Source organism: Streptomyces sp. SAS_281 (assembly GCF_052542855.1).
In genome coordinates this window covers 1-22,271 of sequence record NZ_JBMNDO010000096.1, presented here as the reverse complement: position 1 = coordinate 22,271, position 22,271 = coordinate 1, and the positions used below count along the sequence as shown (strand labels likewise).

16 protein-coding genes are annotated in these 22,271 nt (G+C 74.2%); 5 read left to right on the top strand and 11 right to left on the bottom strand.

Annotated features, from left to right (window positions below; all coding sequences use genetic code 11):
* Window positions 1-36: 36 nt before the first annotated feature.
* Window positions 37-546 carry an NUDIX domain-containing protein gene (locus tag ACN6LM_RS28540; protein ID WP_445068258.1) on the bottom strand — a complete coding sequence of 170 codons (510 nt, stop codon included), beginning with the start codon at window positions 544-546 and terminating at the stop codon, window positions 37-39.
* Window positions 547-673: 127 nt separating this feature from the next.
* Here ACN6LM_RS28540 and ACN6LM_RS28535 point away from each other — a divergent pair, with 127 nt between their 5' ends.
* Both ACN6LM_RS28535 and ACN6LM_RS28530 read left to right on the top strand, forming a co-directional pair.
* The gene (locus ACN6LM_RS28535; protein ID WP_445068257.1) at window positions 674-1,480 is read left to right on the top strand and encodes a M15 family metallopeptidase; all 807 of its coding nucleotides are present in this window, start codon (window positions 674-676) and stop codon (window positions 1,478-1,480) included.
* Window positions 1,481-1,600: 120 nt separating this feature from the next.
* Entirely contained in the window at window positions 1,601-1,951 is a 351-nt protein-coding gene (locus ACN6LM_RS28530; RefSeq protein WP_018103974.1) for a DUF962 domain-containing protein, read from the top strand.
* Here ACN6LM_RS28530 and ACN6LM_RS28525 read toward each other — a convergent pair.
* The 4 genes from ACN6LM_RS28525 to ACN6LM_RS28510 are packed head-to-tail and all read right to left on the bottom strand — an operon-like array spanning window position 1,948 to window position 6,135.
* The gene (locus ACN6LM_RS28525) at window positions 1,948-2,553 is read right to left on the bottom strand and encodes a GTP-binding protein (protein ID WP_445068256.1); all 606 of its coding nucleotides are present in this window, start codon (window positions 2,551-2,553) and stop codon (window positions 1,948-1,950) included. The two genes, ACN6LM_RS28530 and ACN6LM_RS28525, sit on opposite strands and share 4 nt — an antisense overlap.
* On the bottom strand, window positions 2,534-2,956 hold the full coding sequence (locus tag ACN6LM_RS28520) for a DUF742 domain-containing protein (RefSeq protein WP_445068255.1): 423 nt from the start codon (window positions 2,954-2,956) through the stop codon (window positions 2,534-2,536). Before ACN6LM_RS28520 ends, ACN6LM_RS28525 begins: the two co-directional genes overlap by 20 nt.
* A 9-nt stretch (window positions 2,957-2,965) precedes the next feature.
* Window positions 2,966-3,409 (bottom strand): roadblock/LC7 domain-containing protein, encoded by a 444-nt coding sequence (locus ACN6LM_RS28515; RefSeq protein WP_445068254.1) that lies wholly within the window; start codon window positions 3,407-3,409, stop codon window positions 2,966-2,968.
* Window positions 3,406-6,135 (bottom strand): nitrate- and nitrite sensing domain-containing protein, encoded by a 2,730-nt coding sequence (locus ACN6LM_RS28510; protein WP_445068253.1) that lies wholly within the window; start codon window positions 6,133-6,135, stop codon window positions 3,406-3,408. The genes ACN6LM_RS28515 and ACN6LM_RS28510 overlap by 4 nt, the downstream gene beginning before the upstream one ends.
* A 400-nt stretch (window positions 6,136-6,535) precedes the next feature.
* Here ACN6LM_RS28510 and ACN6LM_RS28505 point away from each other — a divergent pair, with 400 nt between their 5' ends.
* Window positions 6,536-6,988, top strand: a complete 453-nt coding sequence (locus ACN6LM_RS28505; RefSeq protein ID WP_445068252.1) for a hypothetical protein — start codon at window positions 6,536-6,538, stop codon at window positions 6,986-6,988.
* Between the two features lie 12 nt (window positions 6,989-7,000).
* Here the strand turns inward: ACN6LM_RS28505 and ACN6LM_RS28500 are convergent, their stop codons facing one another.
* From ACN6LM_RS28500 to ACN6LM_RS28475, 6 genes are all read right to left on the bottom strand, one after another.
* Window positions 7,001-11,722 carry a hypothetical protein gene (locus ACN6LM_RS28500; protein ID WP_445068251.1) on the bottom strand — a complete coding sequence of 1,574 codons (4,722 nt, stop codon included), beginning with the start codon at window positions 11,720-11,722 and terminating at the stop codon, window positions 7,001-7,003.
* A 57-nt stretch (window positions 11,723-11,779) separates the two neighbouring features.
* Window positions 11,780-12,700, bottom strand: a complete 921-nt coding sequence (locus ACN6LM_RS28495) for a hypothetical protein (RefSeq protein ID WP_445068250.1) — start codon at window positions 12,698-12,700, stop codon at window positions 11,780-11,782.
* A gap of 58 nt (window positions 12,701-12,758) precedes the next feature.
* Entirely contained in the window at window positions 12,759-14,285 is a 1,527-nt protein-coding gene (locus tag ACN6LM_RS28490) for a hypothetical protein (protein ID WP_445068249.1), read from the bottom strand.
* 70 nt (window positions 14,286-14,355) lie between these two features.
* Window positions 14,356-17,985, bottom strand: a complete 3,630-nt coding sequence (locus ACN6LM_RS28485; RefSeq protein ID WP_445068248.1) for a hydantoinase B/oxoprolinase family protein — start codon at window positions 17,983-17,985, stop codon at window positions 14,356-14,358.
* 101 nt (window positions 17,986-18,086) lie between these two features.
* Window positions 18,087-19,508: a HEAT repeat domain-containing protein gene (locus ACN6LM_RS28480; protein ID WP_445068247.1), complete on the bottom strand. Its 1,422-nt coding sequence runs from the start codon at window positions 19,506-19,508 to the stop codon at window positions 18,087-18,089.
* A 234-nt stretch (window positions 19,509-19,742) separates the two neighbouring features.
* Complete coding sequence (locus ACN6LM_RS28475; protein ID WP_445068246.1) at window positions 19,743-20,135, bottom strand: ankyrin repeat domain-containing protein; 393 nt, start codon at window positions 20,133-20,135, stop codon at window positions 19,743-19,745.
* 245 nt (window positions 20,136-20,380) lie between these two features.
* Between ACN6LM_RS28475 and ACN6LM_RS28470 the strand changes: the two genes are divergently transcribed.
* Complete coding sequence (locus ACN6LM_RS28470) at window positions 20,381-20,575, top strand: hypothetical protein (RefSeq protein WP_018103962.1); 195 nt, start codon at window positions 20,381-20,383, stop codon at window positions 20,573-20,575.
* A 37-nt stretch (window positions 20,576-20,612) separates the two neighbouring features.
* On the top strand, window positions 20,613-22,223 hold the full coding sequence (locus ACN6LM_RS28465; RefSeq protein WP_445068245.1) for a hypothetical protein: 1,611 nt from the start codon (window positions 20,613-20,615) through the stop codon (window positions 22,221-22,223).
* Window positions 22,224-22,271: the final 48 nt, after the last annotated feature.

The window sequence follows — 22,271 nt, the reverse complement described above, 5'->3', positions numbered from 1 at the left end:
CACGGCGTCGTACCCGGCGGGCAGCGGCGCGGGTGCTCAGCGGTAGCGTCCCGCGAACCAGCGGTGGACGGCCTCGGTGTGGAGGGGGAAGGCGAGCGTGGCGGGGGCCGTGAGCAGGGTGTGGCCGGACGTCTCGTCCGTGGGGGCGGACGGCGGGAGTGCGGCGGCCGGTCGTGCGGGGAGCAGTCCGAAGAGGAGCAGGTGTCCGGCGGGTGAGCTGAGGGCGTCGGCGAGGCGGACGTCCTGGGGGCGTGCCTCGATGCGGGTCTCCTCGCGCAGTTCCCGCACGACGGCGTGCTGCCAGTCCTCGGCGTGGTCGATGAAGCCGCCGGGCAGGGCGAGGCCGCCGCGCGCGGGTTCGATGGTGCGGGTGATGACGACGAGGCCGGTGGTGTCTCCGTCGGTGACGGGGAGCAGGGCGACGGCGACCGGGAGCGGATTGCGGTAGGCGGTCTCGCCACAGGCGGCGCAGGTGCGGGGCCAGGCGTCGGGGACCGGGAGGCCGGTGTAGGCGGCTCCGCAGGCGGGGCAGTGGGAGTACGTCACGGGCTGCTCCGTTTCCTCGTGGGGCCGGGCCGGCGCTCGTGGTGAGCGGGCGTGGGACCGGTGGCGGACACGCGCGGACTGTACCGGATCGCCTTCGCGGCACCCCCGGGCCGTGGAGGATGTGCTCATGACAGCCATCGCAACCGCTTTCCGTGCCCTGGCGGCCACCGCCGCCGCCCTGCTCACCGTGACCGTCACCGCCCCGGTGGCGCAGGCGGAGCCCGAGCCGAAGGCGCCCCCGGAGTTCGTCCCGCTGCACTCGGTGGATCCCACGATCATCCAGGAGATGCGCTACCCCACCGCCCACGACTTCATGGGCGAGCCCGTCGACGGGTACCGGCAGCCCCTGTGCATCCTGACCCGGCCGGCCGCCGAGGCCCTGCACAGCGCGCAGCTCCGGCTGCTGCGACAGGGCTACTCGCTGAAGGTGTACGACTGCTACCGCCCGCAGCGGGCCGTCGACCACTTCGTGCGCTGGGCGAAGGATCTCGACGACGAGACGATGAAGGGCGAGTTCTATCCGCGGGTCGACAAGTCCCGTCTCTTCGCGGACGGTTACATCGCGGAGAAGTCCGGGCACAGCCGGGGCAGCACCGTGGACCTGACCCTCGTACGGCTGCCGGCCCTGCCGACCAGGCCGTACCGCCCCGGCGAGAGGCTGGTGCCGTGCTACGCGCCGCAGGCCGACCGCTTCCCGGACAACTCGGTGGACATGGGCACCGGATTCGACTGCTTCGACACCCTCTCGCACACCGATGATCCCCGAGTCCAGGGTGTGCAGCGCGCCAACCGCCAGTTCCTGAAGAAGACGCTCACCGAGGCCGGTTTCGTGAACCTGGCCGAGGAGTGGTGGCACTACACCTTCAAGCCCGAGGCGTTCCCCGACACCTACTTCGACTTCCCGGTGGCCCGCAGGTCGGTCGCCGGCCACTGAGCCGGCCGGCTCGGGGAACGGGCGACCGGGACCACCCCCGTGGGTTCCGGCCGCCCGTTCTCCCTCTTCGGACGTGGCCCGGCCGTTTCCGGTTGCCGGATCAGCCGTTACGGTGCCCGTATGTCACAGCAGACGTTCGATTCGTACGAAGAGTTCTGGCCGTACTACGTCGCGATGCACTCGCGGGCGGCGACCCGCTGGGTGCACCTCACCGGCACCCTGACCGGTCTCGCCATCAGCGCGTACGGGCTGGCGCGCGGCCGGAAGCGGTATCTGGCCGCGCTGCCGCTCATCGGCTACGGCACGGCCTGGCCCGCGCACTTCCTGATCGAGAAGAACAACCCGGCCACCTTCGGCCACCCGGCCTGGTCGCTGCGCGGTGACGCGCAGATGATCCGCATGATGCTGGCCGGGCGCGACCACGAGCTGGCGCAGACCGCCGAGAAGTGGCTCGCGGAGAACGGCCGTTAGGTCGTGACGGGCTCGCGCCGGCGGTCCGCGCGGGCCAGGGCGTGTTCGACCACGGCCACCAGCACGTCCCGGGCCGACGCCCGGTCCCGCGCGTCGCACATCAGGAGCGGCACCTGGGGGTCCAGGTCGAGCGCGGCCCGTACCGTCGCCTCGGGGAACACTTCCGCGCCCTCGAAGCGGTTGACGGCGACGGCGAACGGGATCTCGCGGCGCTCGAAGTAGTCGACGGCCGCGAAGCAGTCGGCGAGGCGGCGGGTGTCCGCGAGCACGACCGCGCCCAGGGCGCCCTGGGCCAGCTCGTCCCAGAGGAACCAGAACCGGTCCTGCCCCGGCGTGCCGAAGAGGTACAGCACCAGGTCCTCGCGGAGCGTGATCCGCCCGAAGTCCATGGCCACGGTCGTCGTGGTCTTCGCCTCGACGCCGTCCAGGTCGTCCACCGGCCGGCCCGCCTCGGTCAGCCGCTCCTCCGTGCGCAGCGGCCTGATCTCGCTGACCGCGCCCACCAGCGTCGTCTTGCCCACGCCGAAGCCGCCCGCCACCAGGATCTTGAGGGTGACGGGCTCCACGGGCCGCCTGCTGCGGCTAGAGCGCCCGAAGGCCATTGATCACCTCACGGAGAAGGTTCACGTCCGGCAGCTCGGCCGGCGGAACGGGACGGGTCACGTGTACCAGCTCGTCGTCCACGAGATCGCCCACCAGCACCCGTACGACGCCCACGGGCAGGTCCAGGGACGAGGCGAGCTCGGCGATCGACTGGGGCAGCTCACCGCAGAGTTCGAGGATCTCGACGTGTTCCGGTGAGAGCGTCTGGTCGCTGTCCGGGTCGTCGGCCGCCGGTTCGGGCACGACGATCGCGATCAGGTCGAGGCGGTGGCGGGACGCACTGCCGGTGCGCCCGCGGGTCATCGCGTAGGGGCGGACGACGGGCCCCGCGTCGTCGTCGTACCAGCGCGGGGTCCGCGGCCTTTCCGGGGTCTCCGGGGAACCGGGCGATGCGGCGCTCATGGCGTCCGCTCACCCCCCGGAGGGCTGACCGGCCGTCCGGGGCGCGTTGGCCAGGTGGCTGCCCACGCGCTTGACCATGAGCGTCATCTCGTACGCCACCTGTCCCACGTCCGAGTCGGATTCGGCCAGTACGGCGAGGCAGCTGCCGTCGCCGGCCGCCGTGACGAAGAGGAACGCCTCGTCCAGCTCCACGACGGTCTGGCGGACCTTGCCGGCGTCGAAGTGGCGGCCCACGCCCTTGGCCAGGCTGTGGAAGCCGGAGGCGACGGCGGCCAGGTACTCGCCGTCCTCCCGTGTCAGGTCCTTGGACGCGCCGGTGGGCAGTCCGTCGCTGGAGAGCACCAGCGCCTTGCGGATGCTGGCGACCCGCTCGACGAGTTCGTCGAGGAGCCAGTTGAGTTCACCGGACCCCTGGCGTGCGGAGTCGGTTGCGGCGGCGTTCGGTGCGGTCATGGACCGTCCCCTCCCGGAGTGGTTCTGGGTGCGATGTCGACGGGGCCCGTCGGGTCCTCGGCGTTCTCCTGCCGGCCGCGCTGCCAGCCGCGCTGGAGCGAAGCCATACGGCTGCGTACCTCTTCGGCGTCCCGCTCGATGTCCTCGGCGCTCTCCACCGGACCGGGTCCCGCCGGGCGGGTGCCGGGTCCCTTGCGGAGCTGCGGGGCGAGGCTGGCCTGCCGGACGCGGCGGGGCAGTCCGCCCACGGTGTCGGGGGCGGGTTCGGGCTTACGGGGTGCGGGCACCGAGGGCCCGGCGGTGCGGCGGTCCGCCGGGGGGGCCGGCTCGCGGTCCTCGGAGGCGGGGTGGGCGCGGCCTCCCCCGTCGACCCGGCGGCCGCGGTCGGTGACCAGCGTCGGCGGGCGGCGCCGGCGGGGCAGCGGCCGGACGCCCTCGGGGTGCAGGGCCCGCACACCGTCGTCGGGGGCCTGCTGGTGCTGCTCGCGGTCGGCGTCGCGGCGCAGGGCGCGGGCGCGGAAGATGCCGCCGCGCTCGCTCTCGGTGTCCTCCAGGTCGGAAACCCCGTCGAGCACGGAGTCGAGCCCGGGGCCCGTCACCGCTTCGAGGACCGGGTCGCGGGTGAAGTCCAGCGGCTCCTCGCCCTCCAGCTCGACGGGGCCGTTGAGCAGGGCCGGGTCGACCAGTCCGGTGGGGACCGGTGAGAGGCCGCTCGGCCGGCCCGGCACCGGGTCGTCGGCCTCGGGGCTCCGCGTGCCGCCGCCCGGGGTGCCGCCGGCGATGGCCTTCTCGGCCCTGCGGTCGAGGCGGAAGCCGGTGCCGTGCGACTCGGGGGCGTCGGTGAGGAGGGCGGCCGGGATGAACACGACGGCGGTGGTGCCGCCGTACGGGGAGGTCTGGAGGGACACCCGGACGTTCTGCCGCTGGGCGAGCCGGCTGACCACGAAGAGGCCGAGGCGGTCGGTGTCGGAGAGCTCGAACTCGGGGGTCTCGGCGAGCCGGAGGTTGGCGTCGAGCAGGACGTCGGGGGGCATGCCGAGGCCCCGGTCGTGGATCTCCAGGGTGAAGCCGTTGGCGACGCGCTCGCCGTGCACCTGGACCGCGGTGTGCGGGGGCGAGAACACCGTGGCGTTCTCCAGGAGTTCGGCGATCAGGTGGGTGAGGTCGGCGACGGCCGGGCCGCCCACCCCGATCCGGGGCAGCCGGCGCACCTCGATGCGTTCGTAGTCCTCGACCTCGGCGACGGCGGCCCGGACCACGTCCATCAGCTGGATGGGCTTGCGCCACTGCCTGGAGGGGGCGGCACCGGAGAGGATCACCAGGCCCTCGGCGTGCCGGCGCATGCGGGTGGTGAGGTGGTCGAGGCGGAAGAGGTCGGCGAGTTCGTCGGTGTTCTCGGTGCGGCGCTCCATGGTGTCCAGGAGCGTGAGCTGGCGGTGGAGCAGGACCTGGTTGCGGCGGGCGAGGTTGACGAAGACCTCGGAGACGCCGCGGCGCATGTCGGCCTGTTTGACGGCGGCTTCGACGGCGGCGCGTTGCAGGGTGTTGAGGGCCTGGCCGACCTGGCCGATCTCGTCGCGCTCGTACTGGAGGTGCGGGGACTCGGTCTCCACGTCCACCTGTTCGCCGGCGGCGAGGCGGCGCATCACGCTCGGCAGCCGTACGCCGGCGACCTCGTGCGCGTCCTTGCGGAGCCGGGTGAGGTCGCGGATGAGCTCGCGGCCGATGCGCACGGAGACGAAGACCGAGACGACGAGGGCGAGGAAGCCGAGGACGCCGGCGATGCCCGCCTTGATCAGGATGCCGTAGCCGGCGGGCTTGCCCCGGTCCTTGAAGCGGTTGTTCATCTCCGTCGAATCGTTGGCCAGCCGTTCCAGGGCGGCCGGGGCGACCTCCTGCCAGCGGGCGGCGTCGGCGGTGCGCGGGCTGGTGGTGGGGCCCCGGGAGACGATCCCCTCCTCGGCGGAGTGCAGGGGTTCGCTGTCCGGACCCTGCCAGTACTGCTGGACGCGGCGGCGTTCGGAGGCGGGGAGGAGGTCGAGGTTGGTCTCGTAGAGCAGGCCGCGCTGGGCGACGAGGTCGGATATCTGGCGGATTTCGGCGGCGGTGAGGCGGCCGGCCAGGAGTCCGGAGGCGACCAGGGCGTCTTCGCGGGAGAGCATTTCCCGGGCGCGGGATATCCCGGTCAGGGCCCGGACCTGCCGGTCCATGGAGACGTTCTCCATGGTGTGCAGGCCGGCCAGGAATCGGTAGCAGGGGTCGATCAGGCGGTTGTAGTAGCCCATCGCCTTGAGCCGGCTGATGGTGCGTCTGTCGACGGAGTCGCGCAGGGCGTCGAGTCCTTCGACGGCGCCGAGTATCGAGCCGAGCTGGGTTTCCGCGGTCGCGCCGAGCGCGTCGCGGATGTCCTTCTGCCCGGCGCTCTCGCGGACCTCGGCCACGACCCGGTCGGTGGCGGCGCGCTGCCTGCGCAGTACGGGCAGGGCGTCGGACGCACGCGGGTCGGCGAGGAAGACGAGGGTCTGGCGGCGTTCGCCCTGGATGACCCGGACGGTGTCTTCGAGGGGATGGCCGACCTTCTCCACGACGGTGCTCGCGCTGAGCAGTTTCCCGGCCTCGCGCCCGGTGAGATAGGTGGCGAATCCCCAGAGGGCGGTGAGCGATACGAGGGGCACCAAGAGCAACGCCACGATCTTCCTGCGGATGGACTTTCCGCGAAAGCGCATGGCCTCCCCCAGGTCGCCCCCGCGGGACCGGGGACGGGTTTCGTCAACAAACGGCGCGAGCCTACTACCGACGGACAGACAACTCGAAGGCATGTCCGGACGATTTTCGGCCGCCTTACCGGGAGTTGACCATGGCTTGTCCTGGTATTCCGGGAGATGAAATTCACGAAAGCGACAGAAGAGGCCCCGGGGCATGGCACGTTCCTTCACGTCCCGGTTGGCTGGAATTCTTCGTTTCGTGACGGCTGGGAGGAATCTTCACCGCCGGCCACTCGTCTGTCCGTACGGGGGTAGGGGGACCAACGGGACACGCTCGGGCGGACGGGACGGACGGTCCGCGTAGAAAGGGTGTATGCCGGGCAGCAACCCTGAAGTCGGACAGTGGTGGGAGTGAAGGGCCTTGGACACACAGGAGCGTGAGAGCGCGGTGGAACCGACGGGGGACGCGAGCGTGCCGGGGCGGCCGGCGCTGTGGGTGGAGGAGCCGGCGACGCGCAGGCGCATGCCCGATCCGGTGCGGACGGCGGCGGTGCGGGCGGTGCTGGTCATGTCGTTGACGATGATTCTGGCGATGGTGGCGTTCCTCACCGCACTGGCCGGCTCCTGGCTCTCCTTCCCCATGGTGCTGAGCGGGGTGGCGAGCACAGTGGTCGCGACCTGGGCGGTGCTGGACGTCTGGGTCACCCGCCAGGTGTGGAACCAGCGCAACGGCGTGGTCTCCGAGCCCAGCAGCTCGGCCCGGCAGTTGCGCCGCGAGCGGCGCAGGGCGCGGCGTGAGGCCCGCGTCGCCCAGCGGGACGCGGCGCGGATAGGCCGCCGGGGCGGCGCGGACCGCCGGCTGTCGCGGGCCTGACCGCCGGCAGCCTCAGAGGGCCCTGGTCTCCTCGACCGTCTCGGACGCGTCCGGGGTCCGGGGAGCCGGGGCACCGCGCTTGAACATGCGGGTCGCGGTGATCTCGCCGTGCACCGTCTCCGTGCCGGGGTCCTGCTGCGGCAGCCCGGGGCGCAGGTGCTCCTCGACGCTGATGTACTTCAGACCGGCGCGCAGGTCCGCGTCGTTGCGCAGCCGGATGACGAGCGGGAATTCGGCGAGTGCGGTCGTGTCGAACAGGCCGGTGGTGTACAGCAGTTGCACGCCGAGCGCGTCGGCCACCGCGCGCTGGAGCTCCAGCAGATAGGTGGCGTTGGCCCGGCCGATCGGGTTGTCCAGGAAGAGTGTGCCGGCGTGCCGGTGCTGCGCCCGGTCGCGCCCCCGGTCGTTGCTGCGCAGGGCGGCCATCGTGCAGTACAGGGCAATCGCGGCGGTGAGCAGCTGTCCGCCGGAGAAGACGTCGCCCATCTGCCCGACCGGCACGCGCTCGGCACGCAGCACGGCGTCCGGCTTGAGGATCTCGACGGCGATGCCCTTGGGTTCCAGGGCCGCCTGGACCCCGCGCAGGAGCAGCGACATGCCGTCGCGGCGCAGGTCGGAGTTCTTCCGGAGGGCCGCCCTCGTCGCCTCGTCGATGACCTCGCCGAGCCGTTCGGTGAGGGTGGTCTGGTCGGGTTCCTCGAAGCGGATGCGGAGGAATTCCTGTCCGGACCACTCCCCCAGGCCCTCGGGGAGCCGGGAGAGCCGCTGGGCGGAGCGGAGCGTGGTGAGCGCGGACTCCACCAGGCCGCGCAGCCGGTCCACGATGGAGTCGCGGTTGCGTTCCAGCTGGGCCAGCTCGTCGGTGAGGACGCGCAGCCGGGGCGCGAAGGCGGCGGCCCACTTCTCCGCGTGCTCGGGGAGCGCGGCGGCGGGCAGTTCGCGGATCTGCTGCCGGGCCGGGGTGCGGACCTGTTCGTAGCGGGTGGAGTTGGCGTGCCGTACGAGGACGTCGCTCGCCTCCCGGACGCCCGCTTCGGCGGCGGAGAGGTCGGCGGCGCAGCCGCGCAGGGAGCGGCGGGCCTCGGCGGCGGACTGCCGGGCCTCCTCCAGACTGCCCGGATACGGCTCGGGGTCCTCGGGGTCGTCCTCGGTGCCGTGGTCCCTGAGCAGGTCCCGCAGCAGGGCGGCCGTCTCGTCGAAGCCGCCCGCCGCGTCCTCGGCGGCGCGGTGGGCGTGCAGCAGCTCGGCGTGGGCGGCCCGGGCGGTGTCCAGCGCGGCGGAGGCGGCGGCCAGCTCGGCCGTGGCGGTACGCAGGAGGGTCTGGGCCTGTCCGGCGTCGGCGGGCACCCGGTCGTCGGGCAGCTCGGTGTGCAGGCTCTCGCCGTCGGCGGGCGCCAGGCGTTCGGCCTCGCCGCGCAGCCGGCCCAGTTGCTCGCTGGCGGCGGAGGCCCGGGTCTCCAGGAGCTGGACGAGGGATTCGGCGCGGGCGGCGGCGGCCTGCCGGGACGGGCCGTCGGCGCCGTCGGTGCCCTCCAGGAGCTGGGCGGCCCGGGTGCGGACCTTGTTGGTGAGGCGGTCCAGCTCGGCGAGGGCGGCGCTCTCGTCGCTCTCGGCGCGGGCCTGCTCGGCGCGCAGGTCGGCGCCGACGCCCACCTTCTCGTACAGCTGGGACGCCGCCCGGTACGCCTCGCGCAGGGCGGGCAGCGCCTGGCGGGGCGCGTCCTCGCCGGGGTCGGGGAGGTGTTCGGGGGCGCCGGCGATCTCGGCGCGTTCGGCGCGCAGGGCGCGGGCGGTGCGGCGGGCGTCGTCGGCGGCGCGCTGGGCGGCGCGGCGGTCCTCGTCGGCGGCCCGGGCACGCTCCAGGAAGACGGTGGCGCGGGCCTCGCTCTCCGCTGCCTCGTCGGTCAGTTCGCGCAGCTTGGCCTGCCAGCCGGCCCGTTCCCGCAACCGGAAGGCGAGTCCGGCGAGCGCGTCGGCGGCCCGGCGGGCGCGCTGGGCGGTCTCCTGGCGCTCCTCGCGGACCCGGGCGGCGTCGGCGGCGGCCTCGTCGGCCTCGGCGCGGACCGTGCGGGCCTCGGCGAGTTCGGCCTCGGCGAGTTCGGCGGCGGTGCGGGCGGTGCGGGCCGCCTCGGCGAGTTCGGCGAGCATGCCGGGCGGGCAGTCGGCGCGCCAGGAGCCGATGCGGGCGGCGAGCGCGCGGTCGGCACCGAGGCGGGCGGCGAGCACCCGGATGTCCTCGTCGCGGGCGGCGGCCCGGCTGCGCAGGGCCTGGCGCTCCTCGTCGGCGGCGTGCTCGTCGTGCATGGCCGGGTTCGGCGGTACGAGGAAGACGCCTTCACCGGCACCGGACGCGCCCGTTCCGGGGTCGGGCACGGGGGCGAGGAGCGCGGCGGCCGTGCCGACGGCGACGGCGGAGCGGGGCAGCAGGGCGGCGGCGCCGAGGACGTCGCGGGCACGGGCGTGCGCGTCGGGGTCGGTGATGACGACGCCGTCGACCAGCTCGGGGCGGGCGGCGAGGACGGCCGCGTGGTCGGCGGGGGCGACGGCCTGGGCGAGGTAGCGCCAGCCGGGGAGGGCGGGGATGCCCTGCTCGCCGAGGTATTCCACGGTGGCCAGGACGTCCGGGCTCGGCGGGAGGAGGCCGCCGTCGCCGAGCGCGCCCAGGATGCGGGCGTCGTCGGCGGCCGCGGTGCGCAGTTCGAACAGGCGCCGCTCGGCGGAAGCGACGCTCTGGTCGAGCAGGTCGCGCAGCTCGTCGGCGCTGCGGTCGAACTCGTCGGCGGTGAGGGGCTGGGGGCGGTCGGCGTCCGTGGCGGCGCCCGCCGCGGCCTCATCGGTGCGGTCCGGTTCGTCGCCGGGCGCGGCGGCCTGGCGGGGCCGGGGAAGGGCGCCGGGCAGCCCGAGCAGCTCGGCGAGGCGGGGTTCGGCGGCGATCGAGTCGGCGGCCCTCAGCTCCGCCTCGTACGCCTGCTCGGCGGCGCGGGCGGCGTCGGCGGCGCGGGCGGCGGCCAGTTCGGCGCGGGACTCGTCGGCGGTGGCCCGGCGGGCCCGGTCGGCGGCGGCTCCGGCGGCCTCGCGGGCGGTGTCCCAGGCGGCAACGGCGGCCTGTTCGGCGTCGTTGGCGGCGAGTGCGGCCCTGGCGGGGTCGGCGTGCGGCGCGGTGTCGTCCAGCCAGCCGGCCCGGACGGCTTCGGCGGTCTCCTGCTCGACCTCGGCCAGGCGCTGGCGCAGATGGCCGGCCTCGCTGCGGGCGCGCTGGGCCTCGGTGGCGGCGGTGGTGGCGTCCCGGTGCGCGGCCTCGCCGGCGCTCTGCAGGGTGTCGGAGCGCTCCTCCTCCTCGTTGGCCCGGCTCTCGCCCGCCTCGGCGGCGGTGTGCAGGGCCCGTACGAGGTCGGCGGCGGCGCTCGCGCGGGCGGCGAGGGCGGGGGCGGCGTCGCGCTCGGCCTCCCGGATCGCGGCGGCGACACGGGCGGAGCGGTCGGCGGCGGCGCGGTGGCGCAGGACGGCCTCGGCGGCCTGCCAGGCGGCGTGCAGGGTGCGCGCGTCGCCCAGTTCGCGGCGCTGAGCGGAGGCGCTCCGCTCGGCGGCGGTGAGTGCCAGCGAAGCATGCCGGTAGGCGAGTTCGGCGGCGATCAGGGCGCAGCGCCCGCGGGTCTCCTCGGCGCCGGTGACCGTGTGGGCGGCGGCGGTGACCTGCTGGGCGAGCTCGGCGGCCCGGCCGCGCTCCTCGCCGGCGCGGGCGGAGAGGCGGCGGGCGAGGGTGCGGGTGCGGCGCTCGGATCCGGCGTGGATGTCGCGGGCGCGGGCGCGGGTCCCGGCGGCCTCGACGATGCGGCCGAGGAGGTCGACGGAGCCGGCGGTGAAGTCGCGTTCGGCGGTGAGCTCGGCGCGGCGGCCGAGCTTGTTGCCGAAGCCGCTGACGAGGTCGGCGAGGCCGTCCGTGTCACGGGTGTCGGTGACGGCGCGCAGCAGCAGGTCGGTGAAGTCGGAGTCCTTCTTGACCGCGAAGAGGCCGGCCGCTTCGCCCTCGTCGGCGTTCATCTCCCGCTGGTAGCGGAAGAGTTCGGGGTCGAGGCCCAGGTCGCCCAGGTGCTCGTTCCAGCGGTCGTGGATCTCCTCCCAGTGCACGTCGAGGTGCTGGTAGAACTTCCCGGCCTCGGTGAGCGCGTCGCGGAAGCCCTTCATCGTGCGGCGGCGGCCGCGGGCTCCGGAGACGCCTTCGGAGGGGCGGCCGACGGCGGTGGACTCGGCGACGGGCAGCGAGTCGAGGCCGAGGCCGGGGCCCGGGCGGAACGAGTACCACGCCTCGGCGAACTTGCGGGGGTCGTTGGAGACCTGGCGTCCGCGCCACTCGCTGACCTTGCCGACGACCACGCACTCCCCGGTCAGCGTGTGCTGCCATTCCAGGGCGACATGGCCGCAGTCGTCGGCGAGCAGGAACTTGCGCAGCACGCCGGAGCTGGCGCCGCCGAGGGTGTTGCGGTGGCCCGGAAGCATCACCGAGAAGATCAGCTTCAGCAGGACGGACTTGCCGCCGCCGTTCTCCAGGAAGAGGACGCCCGCGGGGGCGGGCCGGCGCGGGGGGCCGACCGGCTCCTCCTCGAAGAACTCCGCCTGCGCCGGGGCGGGACGGGGCACGGGCTCACCGACTCCGCGCAGGTCGAGCACGGTGTCGGCGTAGCGTGCGCCGGCCGGTCCGATGGAGTAGAGGCGGACCCGGGACAGCTCGTACATGGCGGCGGACTCTCGTCGTTCGGGAGGCGGAGGGAGGACGGCGGTGACGGGCGGCGGTCAGCCGTGGAACGGCAGGCCCGCGTCGGCCACCAGTTCCAGGTCGTCGGGGTCCGGGGGCGGCAGCAGTGTGGCGCTTCCGTCGGTGACGGGGACGACGCCCAGCTCCAGGAGCTCGGCCATGGCGGCGCTGCCGGCCATGTCGCGGACCTGGAGCTGGTAGCGGGCGGTCGTGCGGTACGTGCCGCCGGCGTCGTCGCCGGTGCGCTGGAGGAAGCCGGAGTCGGTGAGGAACGCGACGGCCTTGCCGATGATGCCGGTGGTGGAACCGGCGAGCCGGCGGGCGTCCTTGGTGGCGCCGGTGGCACTGCGCCGGGCGTAGACGCGCCAGCCGGCCTCCAGGCCCGGGGCGTCGCTGGCCGGGTCGGTGTTGTCGCCCTGCTCCTCGGCGCGCTCCTCCAGCCGGTTGCACGCCTGGCGTACGAAGGCGTCGACGCCGTTGACCGTGATCCGGCCGATGTAGGCGTCGTCGGCGAGGTCCTCGGGTCGCGGGAAGGCCATCGCGGCGACGGCGAGGTGGGCGAGGCCGTGCAGGAAGCGGTCGGCGCTGTCCGAGGAGGCGCGGCGCGCGTAGTCGCCCATGCGCACGGCGAAGACGGAGTCCTCGCCCGCCGTGACGGCCATGCCGGCCCGGGGGGACACCTCCAGGACGATGAGGCCGAGCCCGGTGGCGACGGCGTCGGCGAGCCGCGCGAAGGCGGGGTCGTCCCGGTAGCGGCGCAGCAGTTCGGCGTACTCCGCGTCGCGGGCGGGGAGCAGCTTGGGCTGGAGGCCGAAGGCGACGAGCCGGGCGGCGTCGGCCGCGTCCGCCGGGGTGACGGCGGCCGGTGCGGGCGCGGGGCGGTCGGGCTCGTAGGCGGGGGCGGGCCGGTCGGCGGGCTCGCTCCACGCGTCGGCGTGCTCTGCGCGGTGGTCGCTCACGACACTGGCTCCTCGGTGCGGTACGGGGTGCGGAAGGTGGTACGGGGATCCGAGGCTTTCACGGCGCCTCCGAGCGGTCGGCCGCCATGCCGGCCGCGTCGAGCAGGGCGGTGCCGACGATCAGGTCGGCGCCGCCGAACTCCTCGTCGTCCAGCGGAGTGCCGTCGTCCACGGAGAACAGCAGGCGGCGCTCGCCCTGGCGGTAGGCGGTGCCGACCGGGGGGCTCGCGGCGTGCACGGCGAGCAGGGCGACCAGGTAGGGCAGGTCCGGGTCGCTGCGGCGGGCGTCGGCGAGGAGGCCGGAGAGCCGGCGCGGCGCGTCGTGCTCCAGGTCGAGCAGCTCCATCGCGGCGGCCAGCTGCTCCTCGCTGAAGCGGCTGTCGTCGGGCGTGGCGATGAGGTCCGGCTCGGGCATCTCGGCGCCGAGGTGTTCGCGGGCCGGGGGCGGGCTGAGGAGCAGGTCGACCAGGTCGCCCACCCGTACGGAGACCGGGGTGCGCAAGCCCGTGCCGTGGGCGAAGAAGGCGTCGGTGGCGCGGCTCGCCCGCTCGACCGGGAGCGGCAGCAGCGGGGCGAGAAGCTGCCCGTAGAGGTCGAGGCCGGTGCGGGCGGCGGGTGCGGCGAACGCCTGGCGGTCCTGCTCGGCGCGGAAGAGCGGGCCGGCCTCCAGCAGCCGGGACTGGAGCTGGGTGTGGCGGCGGATGCAGTCCTTGACGATGTCGACCAGCTCGGCGGCGCGGCGCTTGTGCTCGGGTTCCCCGGCCTCGTCGCGGGCCTTGCGGATGTTGGTCAGGATCGCGTTCTCGTGGCGGTAGCGGTCGGCGACGTGGTCCAGGGCCTCGGCGATCATGTCGGGCACGGCGTTGAGCCAGTCGACCGCGCGGACGTTGCGCCGGGTGGCGTCGAGGGTCCTGCGCAGCGTCTCCGCGTACTGGACGGTCCGGTAGCGGGCCTGTTCGGCGGCGAGCTGGGCGTCGGCGAGGCGGCCCCGGCTGATCAGGACCTCCAGCTTCACCTCGGCGGCGATCTGGGCGCTGGTGACGTCCGTGTCGAGGGCGCCGACGAGGACGTTGACCGCTTCGTCGGTGGCCCTGAGGTAGACGCTGCCGCCGTGCCCGGGGACCTCCTCGATCAGCTTGAAGTCGTAGTCGCGGCGGACGTAGACGCCGTCGGGCCCGAAGGTGCCGTAGACGGCGCGGAAGCCGCGGTCCACGCTGCCGACGTTGATCAGGTTCTCCAGGACCCAGCGGGCGACCCGTTCGTGCTCGGCTGCGGGGCGGGCGGGGGCCTGGGCGGCGACCCGCGGGAGGAGCCTGGCCACTATCTGGTCGTGGTCCGCGCCGGTGTCGAAGTCCATGTTGAGCGTGACGTGGTCGATCGCGGCGAGGGCGACCTCGGCCATCGCATAGCCGCTGTACTCACCGGCGAGGTTCGCCTTGCGCACGTCCAGATCGTGCAGCGGCGCGGTGCAGGCCAGCGCGCGCAGCCGCCGCGACAGCCCCTCGTCGGCGGCCGGGCCCGGTGCGGGCCGCGGCCCCGCGCTGAGCTGGGGCGCAGCGTTGTCCGTGTAGGCAGGCGAAGTCACGGTGCACAGATTAGGTCCTCGCACCGACAACGGTCGAAACGGCGCAGAAGGGCCGCTCCCGGCGGACCGGTCAGGTCCCCGCGCCCTCCCCGCCCGGCTCCCCGTAGCCACCGCCCCCTGGCGTACGCAGCACCAGCACGTCGCCCGCGCCGGCGTCCGCGCTGTCGCAGGCGGCCAGCTCGGTGCGGCCGCCGTCGGCGCGTTCGATGTGCTGGCTGCCGAGGGCGCCCGGTCCGCCGCCCGCCATGCCGTACGGGGGCACGCGGCGGTGTCCGGTGAGCAGGGCCAGGGTGACCGGTTCGAGGAAGCGGATGCGGCGCTCCACCCCTCGGCCGCCCCGGTGGCGGCCCGCTCCCCCGCTGCCCTCGCGGATCCGGAAGCTCTCCAGCAGGACCGGGTAGCGCCATTCCAGGATCTCGGGGTCGGTGAGCCGGGAGTTGGTCATGTGGGTCTGGACGGCGTCGGTGCCGTCGAAGTCCTCGCCCGCGCCGGAGCCGCTGGCGACGGTCTCGTAGTACTGCACGCGGTCGTTGCCGAAGGTCAGGTTGTTCATGGTGCCGGAGCCCTCGGCCTGGACGCCGAGGGCGGCGTACAGGGCGCCGGTCACCGCCTGCGAGGTCTCGACGTTGCCGGCGACGGTGGCGGCGGGCGCGACCGGCGCGAGCATGGAGCCCTCCGGGATCCGGATCTCCAGCGGGTTCAGGCAGCCGCTGTTGAGGGGGATGTCGTCGGCGACCAGGGTGCGGAAGACGTACAGCACGGCGGCCATGACCACGGACTTCGGGGCGTTGAAGTTGCCCGGCTGCTGCGGGGACGTACCGGTGAAGTCGATGACGGCGGCACGGGCCTCGCGGTCGACGGTGACGGTCACCTCGATCACGGCGCCGTTGTCCGTCTCGTAGCGGTAGTGGCCGTCGTCGAGCCGGGCGACGATGCGGCGGACCGACTCCTCGGCGTTGTCCTGCACGTGGCCCATGTAGGCGTCCACGACCTCCGTTCCGAACTGCTCGGTCACGGCGCGCAGTTCGGCGATCCCCTTCTCGTTGGCGGCGATCTGGGCGCGCAGGTCGGCGAGGTTGGTCCCGGGGTCGCGGGAGGGGTACGGGGCGGTGGTGAGGTGGTCGCGGGTGGCGTCCTCGCGGAAGACGCCGTCCCGGACCAGGAGCCAGTTGTCGAAGAGGACGCCCTCCTCGTCCACGGTGCGGCTGAAGGCGGGCATGGAGCCGGGGGTGATGCCGCCGATCTCGGCGTGGTGGCCGCGCGAGGCCACCAGGAAGCGGAGCACCGGTCCGTCGCCGGTCGTGTCGAACACGGGGGTCACGACGGTGACGTCGGGGAGGTGGGTGCCGCCGTGGTACGGGTCGTTGATGGCGTAGACGTCGCCGGGGCGCATGGTGCCCGCGTTGCGGCGGAGCACTTCCTTGATCGATTCGCCCATGGAGCCGAGGTGGACGGGGATGTGGGGCGCGTTGGCGATCAGGTTGCCGTCGGCGTCGAACAGGGCGCAGGAGAAGTCGAGGCGCTCCTTGATGTTGACGGAGCGGGCGGTGTTCTCCAGGGTCACGCCCATCTGCTCGGCGATGGACATGAAGAGGTTGTTGAAGACCTCCAGCATCACCGGGTCCACCTGGGTGCCGACGGCCTGCCGGGCGGGGCGCGGGCGGGCGCGGGTGAGGACGAGGTGTCCGGTGGCGGCGAGTTCGGCCTGCCAGCCGGGGTCCACGACGGTGGTGGCGTCGGCCTCCGCGACGACCGCGGGGCCGGTGACGACGTCGGTGGCCCGCAGGTCGTCCCGGCGGTGGAGCGGCGCCTCCTGCCAGTGCCCCTCCGCGAACATCCGGGCGGTGTCGTACGGGCGGGGTGTGGTGGGGGCGCCCTCGTCGCGGGCGGCCGGCCTGGTCTCGGCGTGGCCGCCGGCGGTCCCGGTGGTCTCGACGGAGACCGTCTCCACGACGAGCCGCCGGTCGGCCGTGAAGCCGTAGCGGGCACGGTGCTCGCGGGTGAAGGCGTCGGTCATGGCTGCGGCCGTGTCCAGGGCGACGGGCAGGCTCGCGTCGGTGCCCTCGTACCTCAGCAGGACCCGGGCGCGGGTGGTGACGGCGTCGGCGGGGACGCCGTCGGCGCGCAGGTCGGCACTCGTACGGGCGGCGAGTTCGTCGCACAGCACCCGCACCCGGGTCTCGGAGTCCGCGTCCAGGGGGGCTTCGAAGGACTGCTCCCGCATGGCGGTGGCGTCGGCGAGCCCGATGCCGTACGCGGACAGCACACCGGCCAGTGGCGGGACGAGGACGGTGTCGATGCCCAGGGCGTCGGCGACGGCGCAGACGGCCTGGCCGCCGGCGCCGCCGAAGCCGGTGAGGGCGTAGCGGGTGATGTCGTGGCCGCGCTGCACGGAGATCTTCTTGACGGCGTTGGCCATGGAGAGGACCGCGATCTCCAGGAAGCCGGCCGCGGTCTCGGCCGCCGTCCGCTTGGTGCCGGTGGCCCGGGCGACCTCCTCGGCCAGTTCCTCGAAGCGCTCGCGGACGATGTCCGCGTCGAGGGGCTGGTCGCCGTCCGGCCCGAAGACGGCGGGGAAGTGGGCGGGGCGGATGCGGCCCAGCATGACCTGGGCGTCGGTGACGGTCAGCGGACCGCCCCGGCGGTAGCAGGCGGGGCCCGGGACCGCGCCGGCGGAGTCGGGGCCGACCCGGTAGCGCCGGCCGTCGAAGTGGAGGACGGAGCCGCCGCCGGCCGCGACGGTGTGGATGTTCATCATGGGGACGCGCATCCGGGCGCCGGCGACCTCGGTGCCCAGCTCGCGTTCGAACTCGCCCGCGTAGTGCGAGACGTCTGTGGAGGTGCCGCCCATGTCGAAGCCGATGACCCGGTCGTGGCCGGCCCGGGCGGAGGTGCGGACCATACCGACGACTCCGCCGGCGGGCCCGGAGAGCACGGCGTCCTTGCCGCGGAAGTGGGCGGCCTCGCGCAGGCCGCCGTTGGACTGCATGAACATGAGCCGGATGCCGGGGAGTTCGGCGGCGACCGAGTCGACGTACCGGCGCAGGATCGGCGAGAGGTAGGCGTCCACGACGGTGGTGTCGCCGCGTGGGACGAGCTTGATCAGCGGGCTGACCTCGTGGGAGCAGCTGATCTGGGTGAAGCCGGCGGTCCGGGCCTCGGCGGCGACCGCCTGTTCGTGGGCGGGGTGGCGGTAGCCGTGCATGAGGACGACGGCCGCGCTGCTCAGCCCGTCGGCGCGGGCTTCGCGCAGCCGGGCGGCGACGGCCTCGCGGTCGAGCGGGGTGACGGTGCGGCCGTGGGCGTCGATGCGCTCGGGGACCTCGACGACCCGGTCGTAGACGGCTTCCGGGAGCAGGATACGGCGGTCGAAGAGTCGGGGACGGTTCTGGTACGCGATGCGCAGGGCGTCCCGGAAGCCTTCGGTGATCACCAGGACGGTCGGTTCGCCGCGCCGCTCCAGCAGGGCGTTGGTGGCGACGGTGGTGCCCATCTTGACCGCGGCGACCCGGTCGGCGGGGACCGGCTCGTCGGCTCCGAGCCCGAGCATCAGCCGGATACCCGCGACGGCGGCGTCGCGGTAGCGGTCCGGGTCGTGCGAGAGGAGTTTGCGGGTGACGAGCTGTCCGTCGGGGCGCCTCCCCACCACGTCGGTGAAGGTGCCGCCACGGTCGATCCAGAACTCCCAGCGCCCGGTCATGCCCCCATACTGGCCCGCCGTCCGGTGATCGCGGAACAGGGCGGGGAGCGGCGCGCCCCCGACGCGCTGCACTCCTGGGGTACCGCGGGGTGTGCCGCCGGTCAGACCGCCGGGGCGTCCGGGCCGATCCTGCTGCGTACCGCCGACTGGACCTCGGCCTCCTCGGCGGGGTCGGCGGCCAGGCGGCGCAGCCTCTCGGCGACGCGCAGGTCGCCGGTCTCCGCGTGACGCGCGGCGACCTCGCGGGTCGTCTCCTCGCAGTCCCACAGGCACTCGACGGCGAACCCGGTGGCGAAGGACGGGTCGGTGGCGGCGAGGGCCCGGGCGGTCCGGCCGCGCAGCTGCGAGGACGACGTCTCCCGGTAGATGTGGCGCAGTACGGGTGCGGCGCAGGCGATGCCGAGGCGTCCGGCGCCGTCCACGAGCGCCCACAGCCGTGGCGCGTCCGGTCCGTCGCCGCGTACGGCGTCACGCAGCGCCCCGAGCACCGCCGGGGCGTCCTGCGGACCGCCGCGTCCGGCCAGCACGCCGGCGGCCGACGCCCCGAGCGCGTCGGGCCTGCGGGCCCAGCGGCGGGCGCGCTCCACGGCGTCCTCGCCGCACATGCGCTCGAAGGCGGCGACGGCGGCGTCGGCGACGGTGCCCCGGGGTTCGGCGGCCGCGGTCTCGATCAGGTCGAGCACGACGGGGTCGCGGACCTCGGCGGCCAGATAGTGCAGGGCGGCGCCGCGGGCGGCGTCGGGTCCGCTGCGGGCGGCCTCGACGATCTCGGCCCGGTTCTCCGGGCCCGCGACGGCGGCGAGGCAGCGGGCGGCGGGGACGTGGAGGACGCTGCCGCGCTCCAGTCCTTGCCGGGCCCAGTCGAAGACCGCCTGGACGCTCCAGCCGGGCCGGGGGCCGCCGGGGCGCATCTGGCGCTGCCAGCGGTCGAAGGACCCCTGCTCGGAGGCGGCCCGGACACGGGCGCCGACCGCCTCGCGCGGGTCGTCGGCCCACAGGCGCCAGGGGCGGGGTTCGTAGGCGTCCCGGACGGTCGCGGCCAGCTCGGCGCGGCCCTCGGGGTCGTCGGGGAAGCGGGCGAGCACGGGCCCGGCGAGGGAGCGGAGTCCGGCGTCGTCGTCGCGCAGGGCCAGTTCGTCCAGGGCCCAGGCCCAGTTGGAGCCGGTCGCGGCGTAGCGCCGCAGCAGGGCGAGGGCGTCGCCGCGCCCGTAGGAGGCGAGGTGGCCGAGGACGGACAGGGCGAGGCCGGTCCGCGAGTCCTCGGTGTCGAGGTGGTCCTCGGGGTCGGTCAGGTGCCGCTCGATCTCCTCGATGCCGCCGTCGAGGTCGAGGTAGAGGCGCGCGTAGTACAGGGAGCGGTTCTCCACCTGCCAGTCGTGGCGGGGGTCGCTCAGGACGCAGTGGTTGAGAGCCGCCAGGGCCTCGGAGCGCGGTGCGGCGAGTGCGTGCAGCGTGCCGTCGCCGCGGCCTCTCTGCAGCAGGCCGAGCAGGGTGCCGCTCGGCGCTATGAACGGATCGAACATGGGGAAAGCCTCACATCAAGCTGTCGACACAACCGGGACTGTGCAGTTCCACGTGCTCCGGGACGAGCACTGGGGCGAGCCCTAGGCCGCGCAGCAACATGATTCGCCGACCGCCGTCTTCTGCCTGGTGTAGAGCATCTTCCTCTGCCTCTCGTCGGTTGGCCCGGATCGGGCCCGCGACGTCATGATGACCCAGCCATTTCGCCACCGCGACCACATTTACGGCGTACCCGTTCAGCGGGCTCCGAAGAGTTCCAGCAGGTCGTCCTTGCCGAACATGCGTGCGGTGTCCACCGCGGAGGGCGTTCCGGCGGCCGGATCGGCGCCCGCGTCGAGGAGGGCGCGGATCACCGCTTCCTCACCCTTGAAGACCGCTCCGGCGAGGGGGGTCTGGCCCCGGTCGTTGGCCCGGCCCGGGTCGGCGCCGCGGGTGGCGAGGGCGGTGACCGCGGCGGCGTGCCCGTGGTAGGCGGCGAGCATCAGCAGCGAGTCGCCCCGGTCGTTGGTGAGGTTGGCGGGCACCCCGGCGTCCACGTAGGCGGCGAGGGCGTCGGCGTCGCCGGCCCGGGCCAGGTCGAACACCTTGGAGGCCAGCTCCACGACCTCGGGATCAGGGGCTTCGCTCATCGGGGTACCGCCTTCCTTGAACGTTCTCGGGCCGCCGCCGGCGGCCGGGACGTGCACGGCGGGGGCCGTGCGAGTGAACCGACAGGGTACTTCCCGTGCGGGTACATGATCAGGCCCGGGCTCCGCCTCCACCGCTCGGGTGAATAATCACCCTTTTAACCCGATTGCACCTTTTATCTTACGGATACTTGGGGTGAGCCTGGAAGGACTCATGGTGACCGTCCCCTCCAACCAGGAGCACACTCATGATCCTTTCCATGTCCGGCGTCGTCATCCTCGGCATCATCGTCTTCCTGTTCTTCAGGAAGGACGGCCTCAAGGCGTCGCACGCCCTCGTCACCGCCCTGTTCGGCTTCTACCTGGCCGGGACCGCCATCGCACCGAGCATCACCGCGGGCGGAGCGAGCCTGGCCGGACTCCTGGGCGGGATCAAGTTCTGACCCTCCGCCTCCGCACCGACCCCTTCAGGAGACAGACGTGGCCAGGCGACCACTCCCCCGCATTCTGAGCAGCGGCAGCGCTTCGATCACCCGCAGTCGGGAGATCGCGCGCACGGCCGCCGACAGCGCCACCGATGTGCTCCATCCGCTGATCACGCTCACGCGCGGTCTGCGGCTGCTGGCCGGTGCAGGACGGCAGAAGTGGGCCGCGACGCCCAAGGACCGGCGTGGCCCCACGCTGTTCCTCGCCGCGGCCTGCGTACTCGTGGTCGCGCTCATCCCGTACGGGCCGCTGCTGGCCCTCGTCACGGTGATGGGCGCGGCCGCATGGAAGGGACGCGACCGCACCCCCGCCAGAACCGGCCCGGACGAGGCGGAGACCGCGCGGCTGCGATCCCTGTACGAAGCGCTCGTGCCGTACTTCTCGACGGCCGAGGACCCCGAGCCGCTGTTCGGCCACGGCGGCGAGTGGGAGAAGGTCTTCAGCGGCTACGAGTTCGACGGCGACGGCCGCGTCTCGCGCCTCCAGGTCGCCTATCCCGCGTACTTCACCGACAGCGAGCCCGAGTCCCGGGCCCGGATCGAACAGCTGCTGCACGCCAAGTCGGGCCGTGGCCGGGAGTACCGGTTCAGCTGGGACGAGGAGGGCAACCGGCTCGTGATGAGCGTCCTCGACGCCCTGCCGACCTCGCTCACCGCCCAGCGCTTCGTCACCGCCCCCGGGGAGACCGTCCTCGGCTTCACGGACGAGGACGCCGTACGGCGCACCCTGCCGGTGAGCGACGGCACCGGCACCCGGGACGCGCCCGGCGTCGTCTGGCGCACCGGCCCCCGCTCCACCGAACCGCACCTGCTCGTCGCCGGGCAGCCCGGCAGCGGCACGACCACCCTGCTGCGGTCCATCGCCCTCCAGGCACTCCAGCAGGGCGACATCCTCATCGTGGAGGGCAGCGGCACCGGCGAGTACGCCTGCTTCACCGGGCGCGAGGGTGTCCTGGCCGTCGAGTGCGGGCCGGCCGGCGCGCTCTCCACCCTGGAGTGGGCGGCCAACGAGACGGAACGCCGGCTGATCGAGGCGAACCGCGCCCGGCAGGCCGGCGACCCGGTCCCCGAGGACCTGACCCGGCCGCTCTGGATCCTGCTGGACCGGCCGAGCGCGCTCGCCCGGCCGGCCGGTGACACGGCGCCCGACGCGCTGGAACTGCTCCAGATCCCGCTGCGGCACGGCCGGGCCGCCCATGTCGTCGTGGTGCTGGCCGAGGCGTTCGACCACCTCGACGGCCTCGGTGAGACGGTCCGGACGCACACCAGGGCCCGGGTGGTGCTCGGCGACTGCACCGCGGAGCAGGTCGAGGCGGTGCTCGGCACCGGGCCGCACACCACCCCGCCGCCGGACGCCCCGGCCGGCCGCGGCTACGCCCGGTTCGGCGCCGGACCGGTCCTGCGCATCCAGGTCCCGGCCACGCCCGACCCGTACGACGACGCCACCAGCGAGGCCCAGCGCGATGCGGTGCTGAGCCTGCTGCCGGAGCGGCGCACGGCGGTGGAGGCGGGGGCGCCGGAACCGGCGCCGGTGGAGGCGGTGGCGGCGCCGGTGGAGGCGGTGGCGGCGCCGGCCGCGCTGGAGGCCGTGGCCGTCGGCGACTGAACGCGTGGTGGTGGGGGGGGGGGGGGGGGGGGGGGGGGGGGGGGGGGG